The sequence below is a fragment of the Burkholderia cenocepacia genome, assembly GCF_900446215.1.
Lineage (GTDB): Bacteria > Pseudomonadota > Gammaproteobacteria > Burkholderiales > Burkholderiaceae > Burkholderia > Burkholderia cenocepacia.
Genome location: NZ_UAQZ01000001.1, coordinates 1,660,274 through 1,679,307, shown reverse-complemented (window position 1 = coordinate 1,679,307; position 19,034 = coordinate 1,660,274). Strand labels below are relative to the sequence as shown.

20 protein-coding genes are annotated in these 19,034 nt (G+C 65.5%); 7 read left to right on the top strand and 13 right to left on the bottom strand.

What is annotated here, in order from left to right; translation table 11 throughout:
- Nucleotides 1-61: 61 nt before the first annotated feature.
- Nucleotides 62-2,362, bottom strand: coding sequence for an NADP-dependent malic enzyme (locus tag DTA15_RS07845; RefSeq protein ID WP_006484543.1), 2,301 nt, complete (start codon nucleotides 2,360-2,362; stop codon nucleotides 62-64).
- A gap of 135 nt (nucleotides 2,363-2,497) precedes the next feature.
- Here DTA15_RS07845 and DTA15_RS07840 point away from each other — a divergent pair, with 135 nt between their 5' ends.
- On the top strand, nucleotides 2,498-3,469 hold the full coding sequence (locus tag DTA15_RS07840; protein ID WP_006484599.1) for a LysR substrate-binding domain-containing protein: 972 nt from the start codon (nucleotides 2,498-2,500) through the stop codon (nucleotides 3,467-3,469).
- A gap of 4 nt (nucleotides 3,470-3,473) precedes the next feature.
- Here DTA15_RS07840 and DTA15_RS07835 read toward each other — a convergent pair whose 3' ends face one another.
- The 3 genes from DTA15_RS07835 to DTA15_RS07825 all read right to left on the bottom strand — a co-directional run bounded on the left by DTA15_RS07835 (nucleotide 3,474) and on the right by DTA15_RS07825 (nucleotide 5,379).
- The gene (locus DTA15_RS07835) at nucleotides 3,474-4,151 is read right to left on the bottom strand and encodes a hypothetical protein (protein WP_006484526.1); all 678 of its coding nucleotides are present in this window, start codon (nucleotides 4,149-4,151) and stop codon (nucleotides 3,474-3,476) included.
- Nucleotides 4,151-4,525 (bottom strand): VOC family protein, encoded by a 375-nt coding sequence (locus DTA15_RS07830; protein ID WP_006484605.1) that lies wholly within the window; start codon nucleotides 4,523-4,525, stop codon nucleotides 4,151-4,153. Before DTA15_RS07830 ends, DTA15_RS07835 begins: the two co-directional genes overlap by 1 nt.
- 161 nt (nucleotides 4,526-4,686) lie before the next feature.
- Nucleotides 4,687-5,379: a glutathione S-transferase gene (locus DTA15_RS07825; protein WP_006484642.1), complete on the bottom strand. Its 693-nt coding sequence runs from the start codon at nucleotides 5,377-5,379 to the stop codon at nucleotides 4,687-4,689.
- Nucleotides 5,380-5,524: 145 nt separating this feature from the next.
- On the opposite strand from DTA15_RS07825, the gene DTA15_RS07820 reads away from it, so the two are divergent.
- Nucleotides 5,525-6,100, top strand: coding sequence for a TetR/AcrR family transcriptional regulator (locus tag DTA15_RS07820; protein ID WP_006484556.1), 576 nt, complete (start codon nucleotides 5,525-5,527; stop codon nucleotides 6,098-6,100).
- Between the two features lie 92 nt (nucleotides 6,101-6,192).
- On the opposite strand, the gene DTA15_RS07815 is transcribed toward DTA15_RS07820, so the two are convergent.
- Both DTA15_RS07815 and DTA15_RS07810 read right to left on the bottom strand, forming a co-directional pair.
- Nucleotides 6,193-6,762, bottom strand: coding sequence for a YdeI/OmpD-associated family protein (locus DTA15_RS07815; protein WP_006484534.1), 570 nt, complete (start codon nucleotides 6,760-6,762; stop codon nucleotides 6,193-6,195).
- 96 nt (nucleotides 6,763-6,858) lie between these two features.
- Nucleotides 6,859-7,986: an aminotransferase class V-fold PLP-dependent enzyme gene (locus DTA15_RS07810; protein ID WP_012493114.1), complete on the bottom strand. Its 1,128-nt coding sequence runs from the start codon at nucleotides 7,984-7,986 to the stop codon at nucleotides 6,859-6,861.
- 277 nt (nucleotides 7,987-8,263) lie between these two features.
- On the opposite strand from DTA15_RS07810, the gene DTA15_RS07805 reads away from it, so the two are divergent.
- Nucleotides 8,264-9,445 carry a serine hydrolase domain-containing protein gene (locus DTA15_RS07805; RefSeq protein ID WP_006484601.1) on the top strand — a complete coding sequence of 394 codons (1,182 nt, stop codon included), beginning with the start codon at nucleotides 8,264-8,266 and terminating at the stop codon, nucleotides 9,443-9,445.
- Between the two features lie 166 nt (nucleotides 9,446-9,611).
- On the opposite strand, the gene DTA15_RS07800 is transcribed toward DTA15_RS07805, so the two are convergent.
- The 5 genes from DTA15_RS07800 to DTA15_RS07775 form a co-directional block, all read right to left on the bottom strand.
- Nucleotides 9,612-9,821 carry a hypothetical protein gene (locus tag DTA15_RS07800; protein WP_012493113.1) on the bottom strand — a complete coding sequence of 70 codons (210 nt, stop codon included), beginning with the start codon at nucleotides 9,819-9,821 and terminating at the stop codon, nucleotides 9,612-9,614.
- Nucleotides 9,822-10,014: 193 nt separating this feature from the next.
- Nucleotides 10,015-11,187, bottom strand: a complete 1,173-nt coding sequence (locus DTA15_RS07795; protein WP_006484555.1) for an NAD(P)/FAD-dependent oxidoreductase — start codon at nucleotides 11,185-11,187, stop codon at nucleotides 10,015-10,017.
- A 165-nt stretch (nucleotides 11,188-11,352) separates the two neighbouring features.
- Nucleotides 11,353-12,504 carry a branched-chain amino acid ABC transporter substrate-binding protein gene (locus tag DTA15_RS07790; RefSeq protein WP_006484531.1) on the bottom strand — a complete coding sequence of 384 codons (1,152 nt, stop codon included), beginning with the start codon at nucleotides 12,502-12,504 and terminating at the stop codon, nucleotides 11,353-11,355.
- Nucleotides 12,505-12,927: 423 nt separating this feature from the next.
- A complete protein-coding gene (locus DTA15_RS07780) occupies nucleotides 12,928-13,119 on the bottom strand; it encodes a CsbD family protein (RefSeq protein ID WP_006484576.1) in 192 nt (63 codons plus the stop codon).
- 143 nt (nucleotides 13,120-13,262) lie between these two features.
- Nucleotides 13,263-14,795, bottom strand: a complete 1,533-nt coding sequence (locus DTA15_RS07775; protein ID WP_006484519.1) for a helix-turn-helix transcriptional regulator — start codon at nucleotides 14,793-14,795, stop codon at nucleotides 13,263-13,265.
- A 398-nt stretch (nucleotides 14,796-15,193) separates the two neighbouring features.
- On the opposite strand from DTA15_RS07775, the gene DTA15_RS38510 reads away from it, so the two are divergent.
- The 3 genes from DTA15_RS38510 (at nucleotide 15,194) to DTA15_RS07765 (ending at nucleotide 16,034) form a co-directional block, all read left to right on the top strand.
- Complete coding sequence (locus DTA15_RS38510; RefSeq protein WP_006484627.1) at nucleotides 15,194-15,358, top strand: hypothetical protein; 165 nt, start codon at nucleotides 15,194-15,196, stop codon at nucleotides 15,356-15,358.
- A gap of 74 nt (nucleotides 15,359-15,432) precedes the next feature.
- Nucleotides 15,433-15,783 (top strand): BON domain-containing protein, encoded by a 351-nt coding sequence (locus DTA15_RS07770; protein ID WP_006484592.1) that lies wholly within the window; start codon nucleotides 15,433-15,435, stop codon nucleotides 15,781-15,783.
- A gap of 53 nt (nucleotides 15,784-15,836) precedes the next feature.
- Complete coding sequence (locus tag DTA15_RS07765; RefSeq protein ID WP_006479804.1) at nucleotides 15,837-16,034, top strand: CsbD family protein; 198 nt, start codon at nucleotides 15,837-15,839, stop codon at nucleotides 16,032-16,034.
- A gap of 239 nt (nucleotides 16,035-16,273) precedes the next feature.
- Here the strand turns inward: DTA15_RS07765 and DTA15_RS07760 are convergent, their stop codons facing one another.
- Nucleotides 16,274-17,302, bottom strand: coding sequence for a DUF1338 domain-containing protein (locus DTA15_RS07760; RefSeq protein WP_006484508.1), 1,029 nt, complete (start codon nucleotides 17,300-17,302; stop codon nucleotides 16,274-16,276).
- A gap of 225 nt (nucleotides 17,303-17,527) precedes the next feature.
- Between DTA15_RS07760 and DTA15_RS07755 the strand changes: the two genes are divergently transcribed.
- A complete protein-coding gene (locus DTA15_RS07755; RefSeq protein ID WP_006484618.1) occupies nucleotides 17,528-18,475 on the top strand; it encodes a LysR family transcriptional regulator in 948 nt (315 codons plus the stop codon).
- Between the two features lie 19 nt (nucleotides 18,476-18,494).
- Here the strand turns inward: DTA15_RS07755 and DTA15_RS07750 are convergent, their stop codons facing one another.
- Nucleotides 18,495-18,956, bottom strand: a complete 462-nt coding sequence (locus DTA15_RS07750; protein WP_006484524.1) for a hypothetical protein — start codon at nucleotides 18,954-18,956, stop codon at nucleotides 18,495-18,497.
- Between the last annotated feature and the right edge of the window lie 78 nt (nucleotides 18,957-19,034).

Sequence of the window (19,034 nt, the reverse complement as noted above, 5' to 3'; positions counted from 1 at the left end):
GACATCTCCATGGGCTGTCGAATATATGGGGCGGCCGTAGCCGCCCCACGAAGCCAATCAATCAGCCCGCCACACCCCGATTCGCCTCAATCACCGTCAACGCAGCCATATTCACGATCCGCCGCACGGTCGCACTGGAAGTAAGAATATTCACCGGCGCATTAACGCCCAACAGGAACGGCCCCACCGCCACATTACTCCCCGCCTCGGTCTTGAGCAGGTTGTAAGCAATATTCCCCGCATCCACATTCGGACAAACCAGCAAATTCGCGGCCCCCTTCAACGGCGACATCGGCAGCAGCTTCGCGCGCAGCCCTTCATCGAGCGCACAGTCGCCATGCATCTCGCCATCCGCTTCGATATCCGGCGCCTGCTCGCGCACGATCTCCAGCGCCCGGCGCATCTTCACACCCGAAGCCGCGCTCCCCGACCCGAAATTCGACCGCGACAGCAGCGCGACCTTCGGTGTCAGGTTCAACCATTCCATCTGGCGCGCCGCCGCGATCGTGAATTCCGCGATCTGCTCCGCATCGGGGTTGTCGTTCACGTGCGTATCCACCAGTGCGACCGTCCGCTGATCGAGCAACAGGATGTTCATCGCCGCATAGGTCGACGCACCCGGCTTCTTGCCGATCACTTCGTCCACGAACCGCAAGTGATTGTGATACTCGCCCACCGTCCCGCAGATCATCCCGTCCGCATCGCCGAGTTGCACCATCATCGCGCCGATCAGCGTCAGGCGGCGGCGCATTTCCACGCGCGCCATTTCCTTCGAAATACCGTCGCGGCAGCGCAGTTCCCAATACTTCGTCCAGTATTGCGGGAAGCGCTCGTCATATTCCGGATTGGTCACTTCGACATCCTGACCGAGTCGCAAACGCAGGCCAAATCGCTCGATGCGCGCGAGCAGCACCTCCGGACGCCCGACCAGAATCGGCCGCGCAAGCTTCTCGTCGACGATCACCTGCACCGCGCGCAGCACCCGCTCGTCTTCGCCTTCGGTGAACACGATCCGCGCCTTGCCGCCGTCACGCACGAGCTGACGCGCGGTCGCGAACAGCGGCTTCATGAATGCGCCCGAGTGGTAGACGAATTGCTGCAACTGCTCGACGTACGCATCGAGATTCGCGAGCGGACGCGTCGCCACGCCGCCTTCCATCGCCGCCTTCGCCACCGCCGGCGCGATCCGCACGATCAGGCGCGGATCGAACGGCTTCGGAATCAGGTATTGCGCGCCGAACGACACGTCGTAGGCACCGTAGGCCGCCGCGACGACTTCGTTCTGCTCTTCCTCGGCCAGTCCGGCGATCGCGTGCACCGCGGCGATTTCCATCTCGCGCGTGATCGTCGTCGCGCCCACATCGAGCGCGCCGCGGAAAATGTACGGGAAGCACAGCACGTTGTTGACCTGGTTCGGGTAGTCCGAGCGGCCCGTCGCGATGACGACGTCATCGCGCGTCTCGTGCGCCAGTTCCGGGAAGATTTCCGGCGTCGGGTTGGCCAGCGCGAGAATCAGCGGCCGCGCCGCCATTTCCTTCAGCATGTCCGCCGTGAGGATGCCGCCGACCGACAGGCCGAGGAACACGTCCGCGCCGCCGATCACTTCGGCGAGTTTGCGCGCGTCGGTTTCCTGCGCGAAGCGCGACTTGGCCGGGTCCATCAGCGTGGTGCGGCCGCGATAGACGACGCCCTCGATGTCGGTCACCCACACATTTTCCACCGGCAGCCCGAGGTCGACCAGCAGGTCCAGGCACGCCAGCGCGGCCGCGCCGGCGCCCGACGTCACGACCTTCACTTCCTTGATCGACTTACCGACGACCTTCAGCCCGTTGATGAACGCGGCGGAAACGGTGATGGCCGTGCCGTGCTGATCGTCGTGGAAAACGGGAATCTTCATGCGCTCGCGCAGCTTCTGCTCGACGGTGAAGCATTCCGGCGCCTTGATGTCCTCGAGGTTGATGCCGCCGAACGTGGGTTCGAGGCCGGCGATGATGTCGACCAGCTTGTCCGGATCGGTCTCGTTGATCTCGATGTCGAACACGTCGATCCCGGCGAACTTCTTGAACAGGACGGCCTTGCCTTCCATCACCGGCTTCGACGCGAGCGGGCCGATGTTGCCGAGGCCGAGCACCGCGGTGCCGTTCGTGATCACGCCGACCAGGTTGCCGCGGCTCGTGAAGCGGTGCGCCTGCAGCGGATCGGCGGCGATCGACTCGCACACGCTCGCCACGCCGGGCGTATAGGCCAGCGCCAGATCGCGCTGGGTCACCAGCGGCTTGCTCGCGACGACCGAGATCTTCCCGGGGGTCGGAAACTCGTGGTAGTCGAACGCGGCCTGCTGCTGTGTCTCTGTCTGTTTCATGTTTTGGGTCCCGGCGTGGGCGCCAGGCCAATCCCGGCGCGATCCATGAAGGGGATTCTAGGGATCCGCCATAACGTGATGATTCTGTTTTAATATCGGCCCATCACTTTTTTCTGATGAATACATGACCAGTCAATGAATTTTGACGCAAACGACGTGGTCAGGCGGCTCGGCGCGCGTCTGAAGATCCGGCATCTGGTGCTGTTGCTGCAGATCCAGCAGCACGGATCGCTGACGCGGGTCGCCGAACACATGGCCAGCAGCCAGCCGGCCGTGACGAACGCGCTGTCCGAACTGGAAAGCATGTTCGGCACGGCGCTGTTCGAGCGCTCGTCGCGCGGCATGCGGCCCACCGCGCTCGGCGCGGTCGTGCTCGAGCGCGCGAAGGCGATGATCAAGGATCTCGACCACCTCGCCCGCGAGATGGAGGCCGTCGCCGCCGGGCATGCGGCCCATCTGCACATCGGCGTGATTCCGTTCATCTCCGGCCAGATGCTGTCGGCCGCGCTGAAGCGGCTGCAAGCGCGCATGGAGCGGCGCCTGACCGTGACGATTCACGAAGGCACCAGCGATCAGCTGCTGCTGCAACTCAAGGATCACAGTGTCGACATCGTGATCGGGCGCGCGTCGTCGGCGATCGATCTCGGGCAGGTTTCGTTCGAAGTGCTGTACCAGCAGCAGCCGCGCATGATCGCGAGCCGGCGCCTGGCGGCCAAGCTCGCACGCACGCCGCTGGACTGGCACAAGCTGCACGCGCTCGACTGGATTCTCGGCGCGCCGCACACGCCGATGCGCGAACAGGTGACCGACCTGTTCCTGTCGGCCGGCATCGCGCCGCCCGTGCCGATCGTCGAAAGCTATTCGTCGAAGCTGATCGGCGAAATGATCGCGTCGAGCGACGAAGCCGTGTCGATCGTGCCGGCCGATATCGCGGAAGAGCTGGTGCGGATCGCCGGCGTGGCGATCGTGCCGTATTCGCTGGTGTGGACGCTGCCGCCCATCGCGCTGTTCACGCGCTCCGCCGATTCGCGGTCGCCCGCGCGCGATCTGCTCGTCGACGCGCTACGCGCGGTGTGCAAGGAGACTTACGGGGACGCACAGCGGTAACACGCTATTGGGCGGCGGCGAGGCGCCGCAGGATTTCCGGACGCTCGGCACTCAGCACGCGATCCGCGCCTTCGCCTCTGTCATAGCGTTTGCTCGTCCGGTAGGAAAAGCGCTTCGCGTATCGATTGGCGGCGGGATCGAACGTCCATGCGTCGACGTCGAAGACGTGCTTGCCGAAATGATCCTCGCCCTTGCCCCACACGTAGTCGGCCCGGACGAACAGCGGATACGGCGACACCTCTGGCACGCTCCACATCGCACGATCGGCCATCTCGGTTTCGGTGACGATCGGCATCAGGTTCTCGATCTTGCCATTCGCGCCGACACGCAGGACAGCGACGCGTTCCAGCATTCCGCTGCCGCCACCCGAGAACATTCCCGAGAAAAACACCCACGAGCCGCCCGACGCAATCGGCAGCCGTTCGGAGCGTGGATTCAGACCGAACTGGTACAGCTCCTTGGCGGAACCGGGGACAAGCTTCGGCGGCATCTCGAAGCACGGCGCACGGTCGGGCAGCACGCAGAGCTTCACGCCCGACAGCGGAAGCCCGTCGGCATCGAGCTTGCCTTCGGATTGCGTGAAACGCGGGAATGCAGTTTCGCCGGAGGCTGCTTGAACGTGGGCGATGCCGACGACCGCCATGCTCGAGATCACCGCGAGCGTTTTACCGATCCGGCGCATCACCCCTCCGCCCGATGACACACCACCTCGATATTGTGTCCATCCGGACCGATGACGAACGCCGCGTAATAGTTCGCGTGATAATGCGGCCGCAGCCCGGGCGCGCCATTGTCTTTCGCCCCCGCCTCCAGCGCCGCGCGATGAAACGCATCGACTTGCCGCCGCGTGTCGGCCACGAATGCGATGTGGAGATGCGCCGGCTTCTCGTCGGTCTGGAACAAACACAGCGAAGGCTTGCCGGGCGCACTGATCTCTATCCCGTACGACGGCTCGCCTTCCCCGACAATCACGACGCCCAGCGGTTCAAGCGCCTTGAGGAAAAACGCCTTGCTGGCGGCGTAGTCGCTGACGCCGAATTTGACGTGGTCGAACATGGGGCTCCCCCGGATGAATGAGCTTGGGATGGTCAGTGATACGGTCCTGGCGAACCGGACAGATGATACGGGAATAGCGGTGACCGAAGCCGCTCTCCGATCGTGCAATGCACGGGCTTCCCCATTCACCCTCACACACGTCGCCGCGCATCCGCGGCGGCTCAGGTCAAGGCGGCGAACACCGGCTGGCTCCTGACGCTCTCACGTTCCAGCATGCGCGCGTACCAGGCGCGAAGCGCTTCGCACTCCTCAGGCACCGGCAGCTTCACGAGCATCGCAAAGATCAGACCGCCGATGACGGTGATGTCGGCCATCGAGAACGTCGCACCCGCGACATACGGCCGGCTTTGCAGAACGGCATCGAAGTAGCGCATGCCCCTCAGCGCCTTGTCGCGCTGGCGGAACCCCCACTCCGGGTTTTGATACGTCTCGACGTCGGGGCCGAGCCCCGGCGTGCCGTGATGGAAATAGACGCTGACGGCGTCGAGCAGCTCCAGCTCGGCGCGTTTGCTCATCATGTGAATGATGCCCTTTTCGCGAGGCGTGCTGCCGGTGAGCGTGGGCGCGCCATCGAGTGCGTCGAGGTATTCGGTAATGGCCGTGCACTCGGCGATACAGGTTCCGTCGTCGAGCTCCAGCACCGGCAACGTACCCGAATAATTCTTGCCGGCGATGAACTCGGGCTTTTTATGCTCGCCCTTGTAAAGATCGACCATCACGAACTCGACGCGCGATTGCAGCCCCTTTTCGGCCAGCGCGATGCGCACGCGGGTCGGATAGGGCCCGGTCGGGAAATCGTAGACCTTCATCAGGGGCAGTCGGGCTACGTCGAAATTGGCGGTACGGGAAGTCATTGCAGGCGCGCTCCATGGTCGTTCGCACTGGATCGGACGACATGAACACACGTCGCCCGCGAATCTACCTAACGTTTGTTAGGTTAACCATATAAGGTACAATCCGGAGTGTCAACACCATTTCCCGTGCGCGGAGACTGACGCAGTGACGAACGACGCGAGCTCGAACTCGAGAGAAAGAATTCTGGCGGCCGCCACGCGGCTCACGCAGACGCACGGTTACGGCGGCTTGAACTATCGGGATCTCGCCAACGAGGTGGGGATCAAGGCCGCGAGCATCTACCACCATTTTGAAAGCAAGGCCGATCTCGGCGCGGCGGTAGCGAGGCGTTATCGGGAAGATTCAGCGGCGGCGCTGGACGACATGCTGGCCCGATCGCGCGATCCGCTGGATTGCCTGCGTCGCTATCCGGATACCTTTCGCAAGGCGCTCGAGACCGGCAACCGCCTGTGCCTGTGCAGCTTCATGGCCGCCGAAACCGACGACCTGCCGGAAGTCGTGATGAAGGAAGTGCTGGCCTTCGCCGACGTGAACGTGGCGTGGTTGAGCAAGGTGCTGTCCGCGGCGGCAGTGGTCGGCGCTCGGGAGAGCAAACAGCGGGCGCGGGCCATCTTCGCCGCCATCGCCGGCGCTCAGCTCATCGCGCGCAGCCGTGCCGATCTCTCGCTCTACGACGCGCTGATCGACAGTTATCGTAAGGCAGGCCTTTTGCCCGCGTAGCCGTGCAGCGGCGACGCGGCTTCGGGCGACGTCGAACGTTCGCGAACGGGCGATGATCAATCGGGCGCTCCACGCCGTCAGAAGCCCGCACTCTACGGATGAAAAGTCTCGCCCCGCTTCAGCATGTCGATGAATTCCGCGATTTTGCGCGCCCGCGTTTCCGGCTTCTTGGCGTTCTGTATCCGGAACAGGATCGCATAGCGATTACGGCTGTTCAGCGTTGCAAAAAACTTCGCGGCTTTCGGATTGGCGTCCAGCGCCGCCTGCAAATCGTCCGGCACGATCGAGTTGCTGGCCGACGTATAGGCCGCCTCCCAGCGGCCGTCCTTCCTGGCCCTGTCGATCTCGGACAGGCCAGACGGCTGCATCCTGCCTGCGGCGATCAACGCTTCGGCCTTGTCCTTGTTGATTTTTGACCAGATGCTTTTCGCGGAACGCGGGCTAAAGCGCTGCAACCAATACTGCCCGCTCTCGGCCTTCTTTTGGCCATCGATCCAGCCGTGGCAGAGGGCGCTCTCAACCGCCTGTTCGTAGGTGACGGTTCGCTGCTCCACGCCTTTTTTCGCGAGCCGCAGCCATACTCCGGTCGACGTGCCGCCGTTTTGCCCCAACCAGCTTTCCCATTCGGCCTGACTGGCGAACGTCAGCGCGCATTCGGTCATGACACGATCCTGAATGGTTGCGTTTTCAACGACTCGAAAGCCGCCGCTCAACCAATGAGCGGCAGCCGCCGGAACACGCCATTGCGCAAAACCGCGTCAAACAATCCGGTTCAACGCATCGGCAAACCGCTTCACCGCCCCATCGATGTCATGCAGCTTGTCGAGACCGAACAACCCGAGCCGGAATGTCTTGAAGTCCGCCGGCTCGTCGCATTGCAACGGCACGCCCGCCGCAATCTGCAAACCGACATCGGCGAATTTCTGCCCGGTGCGAATACCGTCGTCGTCCGTGTAGCTGACCACGACACCCGGCGCCTCGAACCCCTTCGCGGCCACGCTTCTGAATCCCTTCTCCGTCAGCACGGCACGAACGCGCTCGCCGAGTTCCAGCTGTTCCGCCTTCACCTTGTCGAAGCCATATGCCTCGGTTTCCTTCATCACGTCGCGCAGCGTCGTGAGGCTGTCCGTGGGCATCGTCGCGTGGTACGCGAACCCGCCGCCCTCGTACGCTTCCATGATCTGCAGCCACTTGCGCAGATCGCACGCGAAGCTGGTGCTCGTCGTCGAATCGATGCGTTCCCGCGCGAGCGGGCTCAACACGACCATCGCGCAACACGGCGACGCGCTCCAGCCCTTTTGCGGCGCGCTGATCAGGATATCGACGCCGCTCGCCTGCATGTCGACCCACACGGTGCCCGACGCGATGCAATCCAGCACGAACATGCCGCCGACCGCATGCACGGCATCGGCCACCGCGCGCAAGTACGCATCGGGCAGCATCATGCCGGACGCGGTTTCGACGTGCGGCGCGAACACGAGATCGGGCTTGTGCTCGTTGATCGCGGCGACCACTTCGTCGATCGGCGCCGGCGCATAGGCGGCCTGCCGGCCCGCTTCGACCGGACGCGCCTTCAGCACCGTCGTCTCGGACGGAATGCCGCCCATGTCGAAAATCTGCGACCAGCGGAAGCTGAACCAGCCGTTGCGGATGACGAGGCACTTCCTGTTCGTCGCGAACTGTCGCGCCACGGCTTCCATGCCGAACGTCCCGCTGCCCGGGACGATCGCGACCGACTTCGCGTTGTAGACGTTTTTCAGCGTGGCGGAGATGTCGCGCATGACGCCCTGGAAGCGCTGCGACATATGGTTGACGGAGCGATCGGTGTACACCACCGAATATTCGAGGAGCCCCTCGCGGTCAACATCGGGAAGTAAACCTGGCATGCTCGCCTCCGGTGAAAGATGAACGATGGAATCAGGACAAGCAGCGTCTTCGATTCGATACTGCTCTGCACCCATGCAAATGCGTCATTTCCTCGACGAAAGCAGATTCTAACGAACGGCGCCGGTCGATTGGGGCATATTTTGTCTGCTGCGGGGCCCGGTATTCGTCGACGCCGGCCCCTGCCGCGCACATCGCCCCGTTCCATGTAAGGGTTAACGACGCGTGCGGCGCGCGTCCCATAACATGTCGACCAGGCCCTTCACGACGGAATTTTCGATGACCTCCTCTCCCGCATCGTCACTGCAGTCGTCAACCGATCGCGCGCTCGCCGGGCGCATCGACGCGGTCCTGTCCCGCCAGCTCGACACGCAGCGCCTCGTCGGCGCGGTCGTCCTCGTCGCCCGCGACGGCGAACTCGTCTATCGCCGCGCGGCCGGCTTCGCGGACCGCGAATCGCGTACGCCGATGCGCGAGGACACGCTGTTCCGGCTCGCGTCGGTGACGAAGCCGATCGTCTCGGCGGCCGCGATGGCGCTCGTCGCGCAACGCAAGCTGTCGCTCGACGACGACGTCACGCGCTGGCTGCCCGAATTCCGTCCGGCGCTGCCCGACGGCCGCGTGCCGACGATCACGGTGCGCCAGCTGCTCGTGCATACCGCCGGCCTCGACTATCGCTTCAACGAAACCGATGCGAACGGCCCGTATGCGCGTGCGGGCGTCTCCGACGGGCTCGATGCCGCATCGATCACGCTCGCCGACAACCTGCGCCGGATCGCGAGCGTGCCGCTGCTGTTCGCGCCCGGCACCAGCTGGAACTACTCGCTGTCGATCGACGTCGTCGGCGCGCTGATCGAGGCCGTCTGCGGCGTGCCGCTCGCCGATGCGATCGATGCGCTCGTGCTGCGCCCGCTCGGCGTGCACGACACGGCGTTCGTCGCACGCGATCCCGCGCGGCTCGCGACGCCGTACGTCAACGACACGCCGCAGCCGCACCGGCTCGCCGAGAACGAGACGGTACCCATCGTCGAAGGGTTCGTCGGCGTCACGTACTCGCCGTCGCGTGCGCTGGATGCACACGCGTTCCCGTCGGGCGGCGCCGGGATGGTCGGCACCGCCGGCGACGTGCTGACGGTGCTGGACACGTTGCGCGCGGGCGGCGGCGCGATCCTGCCCGCCGAGCTGGTCGACGAGATGGGTCGCGTACAGACCGGCGATCTGGAATTGCCGGACCTGCCCGGCGCGGGCTTCGGAATCGGCTTCTCGGTGCTGCACGACCCGCAGGCGGCCGCGTCGCCGGAATCCGTCGGCACGTGGCGCTGGGGCGGCGTCTACGGTCATTCGTGGTTCGTCGACCGCGCACGCGGGCTCACCGTCGTGTCGCTGTCGAACACGCTCTACGAAGGGATGAACGGGCAGTACACGCTCGATCTGCGCGATGCGATTTATGGCGTGCGGTAGCGCGGAATGGAAAAGGCCCGGCAAAGCCGGGCCAGTCTCGTTCCATGCGGCTCGGCCACTTCCTCGCGCCCGGCATGGCGAATAACGTGCGGCGAGCGCCCTGAATCGACGCAACGCCAATCCCGGCTGACCGCATCGTTATCGCACGCCGTCACGGACGTTTCCCCTACCTGGCAAGAATCACGTACAAGCCCAAGCCGGTATAAGCGATGAACAAGACCGCAGCGACGATACAGGCAATACGCCCGATCCCGCGCAGACGCGTCATACCGAAATACATCAACCCGGCGCCGACAAGCAGCCACAACGGCCAATAGCTGATGCCCAAAATCAGCATCATGACCGGCCACGGTATATCGATGGCGATGTCGCTCATTCCAGCGAGCCCCCGTTGCTCGAGTAGACAGTCAGTGTGTAAAAACCCCCGCGATGTTGCCACATTCCGACATCGACGACATCGGGTACGGAGCAGCCTGCCGACGACAAAAAAAGGCCCGACGAAAGTCGGGCCAACGGGTTTGAGACACTAGGAGAATCCCGCCCACCCCATACCGGGCGGTCACGCCGCGCTACACGACGTTCTTTTCGACGATCGGCCGGTTTTCGAGCACGCGCGCCCAGCCGAGCGACGACAGGTCGAGCGTGTCGTAACGCCCGCCCAGAATGAGTTCGCTGACGCCGCGCCCCGTCGCGGGCCCCTGCTGCAGCCCGTGGCCGCTGTAGCCGTTCGCGAACACGACGTTGTCGAGTTCCGGGTGGTAGCCGATGATCGCGTTGTGATCGAACACGTTGTACTCGTAGTAACCGGACCAGCAATTCTCGACGCGCAGCGCCTCGAATTCCGGTACGCGATGCGCGAGCGTCGGCCAGATCACGTCGTCGAACAGGTCGTGGTCGACTTCGTCGAGCGGCAGGTCGTCCGGGTCGCGATCGGGGCTCGGCGACGTGCCGCAGATATACGTGCGCCCTTCCGGCCGGAAATACACGCCGGTCGGATCGATCAGCAGCGGGCAATCGGCAAGCTTCGCCGGCGACGATACGTTGAAGATGCTGCGACGCCGTGCAAACACCGGAATGTCGATGCCCATCATCGACGACAGCGTGCGCGTCCATGCGCCGGCCGCGTTGACGAGCGTGTCGCACGCGTAGCGCTCGCCGTCGTCCGTCACGACATGCGTAATCTTGCGGCCGTCGCGCACCACGTCCTTCACGTCGGCCGGCACGTAGCGCGCGCCGAGCGCCTGCGCCTTCTTGCGCAGCGCCTGCACGAGCCCGTAGCCGTCGAACCAGCCTTCGCCGCTCACGCCGTACGCACCCGACACGAGATCGTCGACGTTCAGCCACGGAAACTTCGCGCGCAGCGCGTCGCCGTCCATCAGCCGGATATCGGCGCCGAGGCTGGTCTGCAGCGCATGGTTCTCGCGCAGCGTCGCGTCGCCGGCCGGCGTCGCGAGGAACAGGTAGCCGCCTTCGTGCAGATCGATCGACGGCCGGTTGCCGTCCACTTCGAGCCGCTCGCCGATCGTGCGCAGGAACTCGATGCCGAACAGCGACATCTCGATCGACAGCGGCGTGGAAAACTGCTGGCGAATCGACGCGGCCGACAGCGCCGACGACGATCTTGCATAGGTAGGATCGCGTTCGATGACGGTCACGGCGACCGTGGGATCGGTGGCGCGCAGGAAATACGCGATCGAGCTGCCGATCACACCACCGCCGACGATGACGACTTGAGAACTCACGACTGACTCCGGTTACACGTAAAAGGCGCAGCCAGCCGGCCGCGCCCGTTGGGTGGTTCGTGCCGCGACTCGCGCGGCGTCGCGCGGGCAGCCTTCGTGGGCGATCGCTCCGGCTATTTCAGCACGTCCGGCATCGCCGCGAAAGCCCGCTCACGCGGGTTGCATTCAGTCCGCCGACTTGGTCGTGACGGGCTGCCACGCGGCGTTCTTCACTTCATACAGCGTCGAGCTCGGGTTCTTCAGGTCGCCCGTGTTCGTGAACGCGATCGTGCCCGTGATGCCGTCGTAGCGCGTGCCCTTCAGCGCGCCGTTGAAATCGGCCGGCTTCGTCGAGTTCGCCTTCTGCATCGCGTTGATCGCGATCCACGTCGCGTCGTACGCGAACGGCGCATACGCGAGCATGTCGACGCCGTACTTCTGCTTGAATTTCGTTTCGAACAGCTTGCCCTTCGCGAGCCGCGACAGCGGCTGCCCGTATTCCCACACCGACGCGCCCTCGGCCGCATTGCCGGCCAGCCGGATGAAGTTCGCGTTCATCACGCCGCCGCCCGCGAGGAACTGCGCGCGGATGCCGAGCTGGCGCATGCGCTTCACGAGCATCGCGGCCTGTGCGTCGAGGCCGCCGAAGAACACGAGATCGGCATTGGTGCTCTTGATCTTCGTGAGCTGCGCGCTGAAGTCGACGGCCTTGTCGTTCGTGAATTCGCGCGCGACGATCGTGCCGCCGTTCGCCCTCACCGACTTCTCGAATTCGTCGGCTTCGCCCTGGCCGAACGCGGTGCGATCGTCGATGATCGCGATGCGCTTCGCCTTCGTCACGCTCGCCGCATACGCACCGGCGTTGCCGGCGTTCTGCGTGTCGGTCGCGATCACGCGATACACGGTGTCGAGCCCGGCGCGCGTGATGTCGGGATTGGTCGCCGACGGCGTGATCATCGGAATGCCGGCCTTCGCGTAGATCTTCGACGCGGGCAGCGTCGTGCCCGAATTGAAGTGGCCGATCACGACGGCGACCTGCGCATCGGCAAGCTGCTGCGCGGCCTGCACGCCGGTGCGCGGATCGCTCTGGTCGTCCTGCGACGCGATCACGAATTTCACCGGCTTGCCGCCGACCGTCGTGCGCGCGGCATTCGCTTCGTCGACCGCCATGCGCACGCCGTTCTCGATGTCCTTGCCGTAGGCGGCGCCGCCGCCCGTCAGCGGGCCCGCCACGCCGACCTTGACGATCGTCTCCTGCGCATGGGCCGCGCCCGTCTGGAACGCGAGAAGCACGGCGGTCAGTGCAGCGCCGGAAAGCGAACGAATGCGGAACGTCATGGCAGTCCTTCTTCTGAGGGTCGGGATGCAACGCGCGAATGACGCGCGTCGGCAACCTCCTGCGCGCCGGTGACTGCTTGCACTGCCAGAGGCGCATTTCATGCGTCCGCCCGGCCGGCCAATCACCGCGGTTCCGTCTCCGAAGAACCTTTCACCGCGAAAGAGGTGAATGGATTGTGGGTAGCCAATACCCGTGCAGCAAACGAAATATCGGAACTACGTTGTGAGGATTTATCATCAAGTTCCGGGTTCATGGCCGATCCGCGGCCCGTACGACGGGGGCCGTGGATGGAGTGCTCGTGCAGGAAATGGCGGCCGCGCCCGTGGAGAAAGGCCGGCCGTGGTCATGCCGGCCACGCATCATCGCTGCGACGCCGGCCCGGCCGGCCTTCGCGACGCCCGTGGCGGGCGCCGCGTCATCGTTCAGTGCCGATCGGTGCCCGTATGCTTGCGCATCGCATCGGCCGCCTCGCCGGCCTTCTCCTGAAGCTTGCCGGCCTGCTGTTCGGCCAGGCCTTCCGCTTCGGTTTCGCGGTCGCCCGTCACCTTGCCGAGTGCTTCCTTGACCGAACCCTTGACCTGTTTGAGCTTGCCTTCGACGCGATTCCTGTCCATGGTCATCTCCTGCGATGGTTTGGGGGAGAGCCGGCGACGCCGCGCCCCTGCGCCGCACCGCCGAGTGGACAGGATCGCAAGCGGACGCCGCGGGCGGCAGATGCGGATGCACCAATCGGCATGGTGCATTCGTACCGCCGCGGTCAGTCCTTGCCCTTCGCGCCGCCCTTGTCGCCGCGCGCGCCGTTCGGTTCGGCCGTGCCGACGATCCCGCGCTCGCGCGCCCACACGATCGCCTCGCCGCGGCTGTGCACGTCGAGCTTCGCGTAGATCGTCGCGACGTGATTGCGCACGGTGTTCGGCGCGAGCCCGAGGCGGCCGGCGATCTCCTTGTCGGCCAGGCCGTGGCACAGCAGGTCGAACACGTCGCGCTCGCGCGCGGTCAGGTCGGACAGCTGCGCGCCCGCATCCGGCGCATTCGCGCGCCGCACGTTCGCGAGCTTCTCGATCAGCGTACGGCTGAACCACGACGCATCCTGCATCGCGGTCTCGATCGCATAGACGAGCTCCATCTCGGTACGCTTGCGGTCGCTGATGTCGAGCAGCGCGACGAGCAGGCAGTCGCGTCCGTGAATCGCGACGGGGTCGGCCGACACGACGCAATCGCGCACGTCGCCGTCGCGCGTGCGGATCTGCACGTCCACGTTGCGCACGTGGCCGTCGCCGGCGAGCCGGCCTTCGATGCGCGACCACGCACCGCGTTCGGCCCACAGCCCGATCTCGTCCGCGGATTTACCAAGGAGGTCGGCCTGCGCATGGCCCGTCATCGCGGCAAACCCATCGTTCACGTCGAGCAGCTCGAAACGGTCGGCCGTGACGATCGCCATCGCGACCGGCGCCATCCGGAAGGCCGTCGCGAAGCGTTCCTCGCTTTGCATCAGCGCGCGCTCGGCCTGCTTGCGCGGCTCGAGATCCATGAACGTGAACAGCATGCACGCCTCGCCGTTCATGTCGATCGGCTGTCCGGCGACGACCACCGCCTTGGTGCTGCCGTCGGCAAGCTTGAGCACGGCCTCCATCTGCGGAATCGTCGCGCCTTCGCCGAGCCGCTCGATCGCGAGCTCGCGCCGTTCGGCCTGTTCGAGCACGTCGATCTCGTACACCGAGCGGCCGAGCACGTCGTCGCGCGCGTGGCCCGTCATGTCGAGAAAGCCCTGGTTGACCTTCACGTAGCGCAAGTCGTCGAGCCGGCAGATCACCGCCGGCGCCGGGTTCGCGTTGAAGGTGCGCTCGAAGCGCTCCTCGGCGCTCGCCCATTCGGTCGCATCGTGCAGCACGAGCGCGAGGCAGTCGGGTTCGCCGGCCGCGTTCGTCAGCACCAGGCTGCGGATGCGGTGCACCCAGCTCACCGACGCGTCGGCGGCCGATTCGACTTCGACCGTCACGTCGCTGAACTCCTCTCCGGCGATCACGCGATCCATCGGATAGTGGCCGTCGCGCACCGGATGGTTGTTCCGGTAGCGCAGCCGGAATCGCTCGCGGTATTCGGTGACGTCCGCGCCGAGCGCCTTCAGCTCGGTCACGCCATGCATCGCGAGCGCGGCCTCGTTCGCCCAGACGATCCGCTGGTCCGGCTCGATCAGGATCACGCCCTCGGTGAGTCCCGCGATGATCTGGTGCAGCTGGCGCCGGTCGGTATGCGACTTGAGCGCCTGTTCGTCTACTTGTTCGTTCATCGAATCGTTGTCCCTGTCGTCAACATGAGCGGTCAACCCGAGCGCCGGCCGGGCGCCCGTTGCAACGGCATGCCCCGGCCGGCGCGTGCGGCGATGATCGCGTGCCGCGCAACGGCGCGACACGCGCGAATGCACTATCTCGAATAGTACATTCGCATGCCGCCCGTGATCGTGCGGTGCCCCGCCGAATGGTGCGCCACGGCCCGCTCGCCTGTCGCGCCGCGTTGCCCGGGTCGTGGTGCACGTACCCGTCCCGCCGGTCTGTTCCGTCCCCCAGTGCAAACGCACTAACCGATCCGGTGAATTTGCGCGATGTCCGCTCGCGTTCGCGTCGGTACGCTGGTATTGCATCGGCGCTCATGCGCTGCCCTTTCATACCGCAGAGGGAGGACACCCGGATGAAATTGCATCAGACACCCGATCCGACGCGGCCCGAACCGGCCCCGGACAATCCGCCCGAGCCGGCGCCCGGCACCGACCCGCCGGTACCGCTGCCGCCCGACGTGCCGCGCCCGGACATGCCGCCGCGCGAGCCCGGCTACGACACGCCGATCGCCCGCTGAGGCACACGAACGCACGGGAACGCGCCGTGCTCACCGACTGATTGATTCAACCCGCCAATCGAAGGAGAACATCAATGAACAAGACCTCGCACCTTTCGACCCTGCTCGCCGTCAGCGCGGCCTTCCTGCTGTCCGCCGCCCCGCTCACGAACGCGCACGCCCAGGCCTCGTCGACCGACAGCGGCATGGCGAGCGAATCGAATCAGCCGGTCACCGACACGTGGATCACGACCAAGGTGAAGGGCGAGCTCGCAACCACCGACGGCGTGAAGAGCACCGACATCAGCGTGAAGACGGTCGACGGCGTCGTCACGCTCACGGGCGTGCTGCCGACGAAGGTCGCCGTGAAGAAGGCCATCGCCGTGACGCGCGCGATCAAGGGCGTGAAGCACGTCGACGCATCCGGCCTGAAGGCGAAGGCCTGAGCTACCCCGCGGCCGAGCGCCGCACTTTTCTCCCCTTACGAAAGGAGCACACCATGAACGAAGACAAGATCAAGGGCCAGTGGAAGCAGCTCACCGGCAAGCTGAAGGCCAAGTGGGGCAAGCTGACCGACGACGATCTTCAGGTCGCGGAAGGCAATCGCGACTATCTGGCCGGCAAGATCCAGGAGCGTTACGGGATCGCCCGCGACGAAGCCGAGAAGCAGTTGAAGGAATTCGACCGCGAGCTGTAACGCGCCAGTCGTCTCACCCCGCCGCGACGCGCACCGCGTCGCGGCCACGCGGAGGACAACGACATGGGCAAATATCTGATCGCATGGCTGCTCGGCGTACCGATCGGGCTGCTGGTGCTGTTTTTTCTGGTCACGCACCTATTCTGACGCACGCGACGCCCCGTCAATGAAAACGGGCCGACGGCTGAAACCAGCCGCCGGCCCTTCTGCTTGTGCACGCGATACGTGCCGCGCCGTGCTTACTTCGCCGCGTTCGCCGTCATCTTGAAGATGCCCTGCGCATTGCCCGCGTCGAAGCGCAGGTCGGTCACCCAGCGCCGCGCCGCCTGGTCGAACGTGCGCTTGCGCGTGATGAATTCGTAGAACGACCCCGGCACGTTGCGCTTGACCGTGCCGCCGTCGCGGGTGCGGAATTCGCGCTCGACGGTATCCGCGCGATAGGCCGTCTGGAACACGCGGCCCGAGCGCGAGCGCTCGACCTCCGGCTTCATCGGCCGGCCCTTCGCCTTCTCGTCGTCGGACAGCTTGAACACGTCGGCGACGCGGTCGGTCGCATGGTTGAACGCATTGCCTTCGGTCGCGATCCACGCCATCTCCGCCGATTCCATCAGCAGCGTTTCGTAGTCAAGCTCGTTCGGCACATCGTGCTGGCGCGCGAACGCGCCGACGATTTCCGGCAGCAGCACGTGCGCGGCTTCGAGCGACAGCCAGCCTTCGCGCTCGACTTCCCACAGCAGCGCGACGGCCGCCGGCGACAGCGGGTCGCACGACGAACTGATGACGTTCGTCACCGCCTGCTGGAATTCCTTCGAGAAGCGCTCCGGATGCAGTTCGCTGACGAAAAACTGCGCGATTTCGTCCGGCGCGTCTTCATGCGCATACGCGCGGCCCGTCATGCCGAGCTTGTCGAGCGGGTAACGGCCGTTCAGGCGGAAGCCGAGCGGACGCAGGATGCGCGTGAACGCCGCCTCGCCCGGCGGCAGCGCGCCCGTGTGCGGCCAGCGCACCGTGCGCAACGCGCCGTGGTCGAAATAGACCGAGCCGCCGTTTTCGATCGCCTCGGCCGTGTACGCGCGGCCGTTCGCCGAACGCTCGAGCAGCCCTTCGAACAGCGCCATGTTCATCGCCTGCGCGATTTCCGCGCGCGTCACGACGCCGTCTTCCCATTCTTCGAGGATGGCCGGCATGTTCAGGGTCGAGAACAGGGCGTCGGTCTTCGCCTGTCCCAGCAGCTTCGTCAGCAAGCTGTCGATATTCGGATTGCGCATCAGGATTCTCGTCTCGGGGGACCCGCCGGCAAACGTGCCGGCAACTCGTCGGCCGGCCGCCCGGCGGGCGCCTGACCTTGCACGGGAAGCATTATTCAAAGGGTTGCAGCGGGGCGTAAAGCGAGATTAAATTGATATGTGATGAGTTTTTGGAATTATCGGCGGCCCTTCGCTCCCCTTCACCCCCGTGCGGCGCGGCCCTTTTTGTCGGATAAATAGAGCATCATGCGCAAATTCAAGATCCCCAACATGGGCGCGCTCGTGGCTTTCGAAGCCGCCGCCCGCCACGAGAGCTTCACGCACGCGGCCAAGGAGCTGTTCCTGACCGAAAGCGCGGTGTCGCGGCAGATCGCGACGCTGGAGGCGAGCCTCGGCGTGCGGCTGTTCGCGCGCGTGAAGCAGCGCGTCGTGCTGACGCGCGCCGGCAAGCTGTACGGCACGCAGGTGCGGCGCGCGCTGGAAGCGCTCGACCGCGACACGCTGTCGATCATCGCGCACGGCAGCGGCGGCGGCTACCTGGAACTCGCGGTGCTGCCGACCTTCGCGTCGCACTGGCTGATCCCGCGCATCAAGAGCTTCTACGACCGCACGCCCGACGTGCGCGTGAACATGGGCAGCCGCACCGACCTGTTCTCGTTCGAGGACACGCACTTCGAAGCCGCGATCCACTACGGCAAGCCGACCTGGCCCGGCACGTCGTCCGACTATCTGTTCGGCGAGGAAGTCGTGCCGATCTGCTCGCCCGCGCTGCTGAACGGGCCGGTCGAGCGCGTCGAGGATCTGCTCGCGTACCCGCTGCTGCACTCGACGACGCGCCCCGGCGCGTGGGCGCAGTGGTTCGAGACGCACGGCGTCGAGGACATCCGCACGATGCAGGGCGTGCGCTACGAGCTGCATACGATGCTGATCAGCGCGGCCGCGGCCGGGCTCGGCGTCGCGCTCGTGCCGAAGTTTTTCGTCGAGGAACAGTTGCAGCAACTCGGGCTCGTCGTGCCGTGCGATGCGGCAACCGTCGGCGATTCGGCGTACTACCTCGTGTATCCGACGGAGTTCAGCCACAGCAAGCCGCTGGAATCGTTCCGCGGCTGGCTGCTCGAACAGGCGAGCGCGTATGCGGCGCCGGAACGCGACGCGCGAGACGCCGATGAAGAGGATGACGAAGACGTCGAGTAACGGCGCTGCCGCGCCGGTGTCACCGCGCGGTGGCGCCGCATGCGTGCCGCGCCGGCGCGTCGGCTGACACGACCTTCACCAGCCGCGCACGATCGGGCGTTTCCAGCCCCGGGCACGCGGTCTCCAGATCGCGGATCACGAGCGTCGCACGCCCGTCGAACCGGCACACGCCGCGCGGCTGCGCGGCGGGCAGCCGCAGCCGGCGCCGCGCGTCGGACTGGTTCGTGAAAACGATCACGCCTGCGCGCTGCGGGTGATCAGGCAAGTGCCGCGCCGACGCGTCGTCCTCTTCGAACCCCACGTCCGGCCCGATCGATTCGTCGCCGTAGTCGAGCGCGTAACGCCCCGACAGCGTGATCGTCCGGTCGACATGCACGGCATGGCAACCCGGCTCGGCATCCGCGGGAATCGTCTGCGCACCGGCCGCGACCGGGCCGCACGCCAGCAACGATAAAAGCAGCGCGCGGGCGCGGGCGGTCATGCTGGACGCATCAAGCGCGTGGCGGCTCATGGGCAGTCGGGTGCGGGTCGTCGTGACGAAGACCCGCATTGTCGCGCA

What these genes read in the sequence shown, in the direction of transcription:
- DTA15_RS07845 (WP_006484543.1), bottom strand. Translation starts at nt 2,362, where the DNA reads ATGAAACAGACAGAGACACAGCAGCAGGCCGCGTTCGACTACCACGAG.
- DTA15_RS07840 (WP_006484599.1), top strand. Translation starts at nt 2,498, where the DNA reads ATGAATTTTGACGCAAACGACGTGGTCAGGCGGCTCGGCGCGCGTCTG.
- DTA15_RS07835 (WP_006484526.1), bottom strand. Translation starts at nt 4,151, where the DNA reads ATGCGCCGGATCGGTAAAACGCTCGCGGTGATCTCGAGCATGGCGGTC.
- DTA15_RS07830 (WP_006484605.1), bottom strand. Translation starts at nt 4,525, where the DNA reads ATGTTCGACCACGTCAAATTCGGCGTCAGCGACTACGCCGCCAGCAAG.
- DTA15_RS07825 (WP_006484642.1), bottom strand. Translation starts at nt 5,379, where the DNA reads ATGACTTCCCGTACCGCCAATTTCGACGTAGCCCGACTGCCCCTGATG.
- DTA15_RS07815 (WP_006484534.1), bottom strand. Translation starts at nt 6,762, where the DNA reads ATGACCGAATGCGCGCTGACGTTCGCCAGTCAGGCCGAATGGGAAAGC.
- DTA15_RS07810 (WP_012493114.1), bottom strand. Translation starts at nt 7,986, where the DNA reads ATGCCAGGTTTACTTCCCGATGTTGACCGCGAGGGGCTCCTCGAATAT.
- DTA15_RS07805 (WP_006484601.1), top strand. Translation starts at nt 8,264, where the DNA reads ATGACCTCCTCTCCCGCATCGTCACTGCAGTCGTCAACCGATCGCGCG.
- DTA15_RS07800 (WP_012493113.1), bottom strand. Translation starts at nt 9,821, where the DNA reads ATGAGCGACATCGCCATCGATATACCGTGGCCGGTCATGATGCTGATT.
- DTA15_RS07790 (WP_006484531.1), bottom strand. Translation starts at nt 12,504, where the DNA reads ATGACGTTCCGCATTCGTTCGCTTTCCGGCGCTGCACTGACCGCCGTG.
- DTA15_RS07780 (WP_006484576.1), bottom strand. Translation starts at nt 13,119, where the DNA reads ATGGACAGGAATCGCGTCGAAGGCAAGCTCAAACAGGTCAAGGGTTCG.
- DTA15_RS07775 (WP_006484519.1), bottom strand. Translation starts at nt 14,795, where the DNA reads ATGAACGAACAAGTAGACGAACAGGCGCTCAAGTCGCATACCGACCGG.
- DTA15_RS38510 (WP_006484627.1), top strand. Translation starts at nt 15,194, where the DNA reads ATGAAATTGCATCAGACACCCGATCCGACGCGGCCCGAACCGGCCCCG.
- DTA15_RS07770 (WP_006484592.1), top strand. Translation starts at nt 15,433, where the DNA reads ATGAACAAGACCTCGCACCTTTCGACCCTGCTCGCCGTCAGCGCGGCC.
- DTA15_RS07765 (WP_006479804.1), top strand. Translation starts at nt 15,837, where the DNA reads ATGAACGAAGACAAGATCAAGGGCCAGTGGAAGCAGCTCACCGGCAAG.
- DTA15_RS07760 (WP_006484508.1), bottom strand. Translation starts at nt 17,302, where the DNA reads ATGCGCAATCCGAATATCGACAGCTTGCTGACGAAGCTGCTGGGACAG.
- DTA15_RS07755 (WP_006484618.1), top strand. Translation starts at nt 17,528, where the DNA reads ATGCGCAAATTCAAGATCCCCAACATGGGCGCGCTCGTGGCTTTCGAA.
- DTA15_RS07750 (WP_006484524.1), bottom strand. Translation starts at nt 18,956, where the DNA reads ATGACCGCCCGCGCCCGCGCGCTGCTTTTATCGTTGCTGGCGTGCGGC.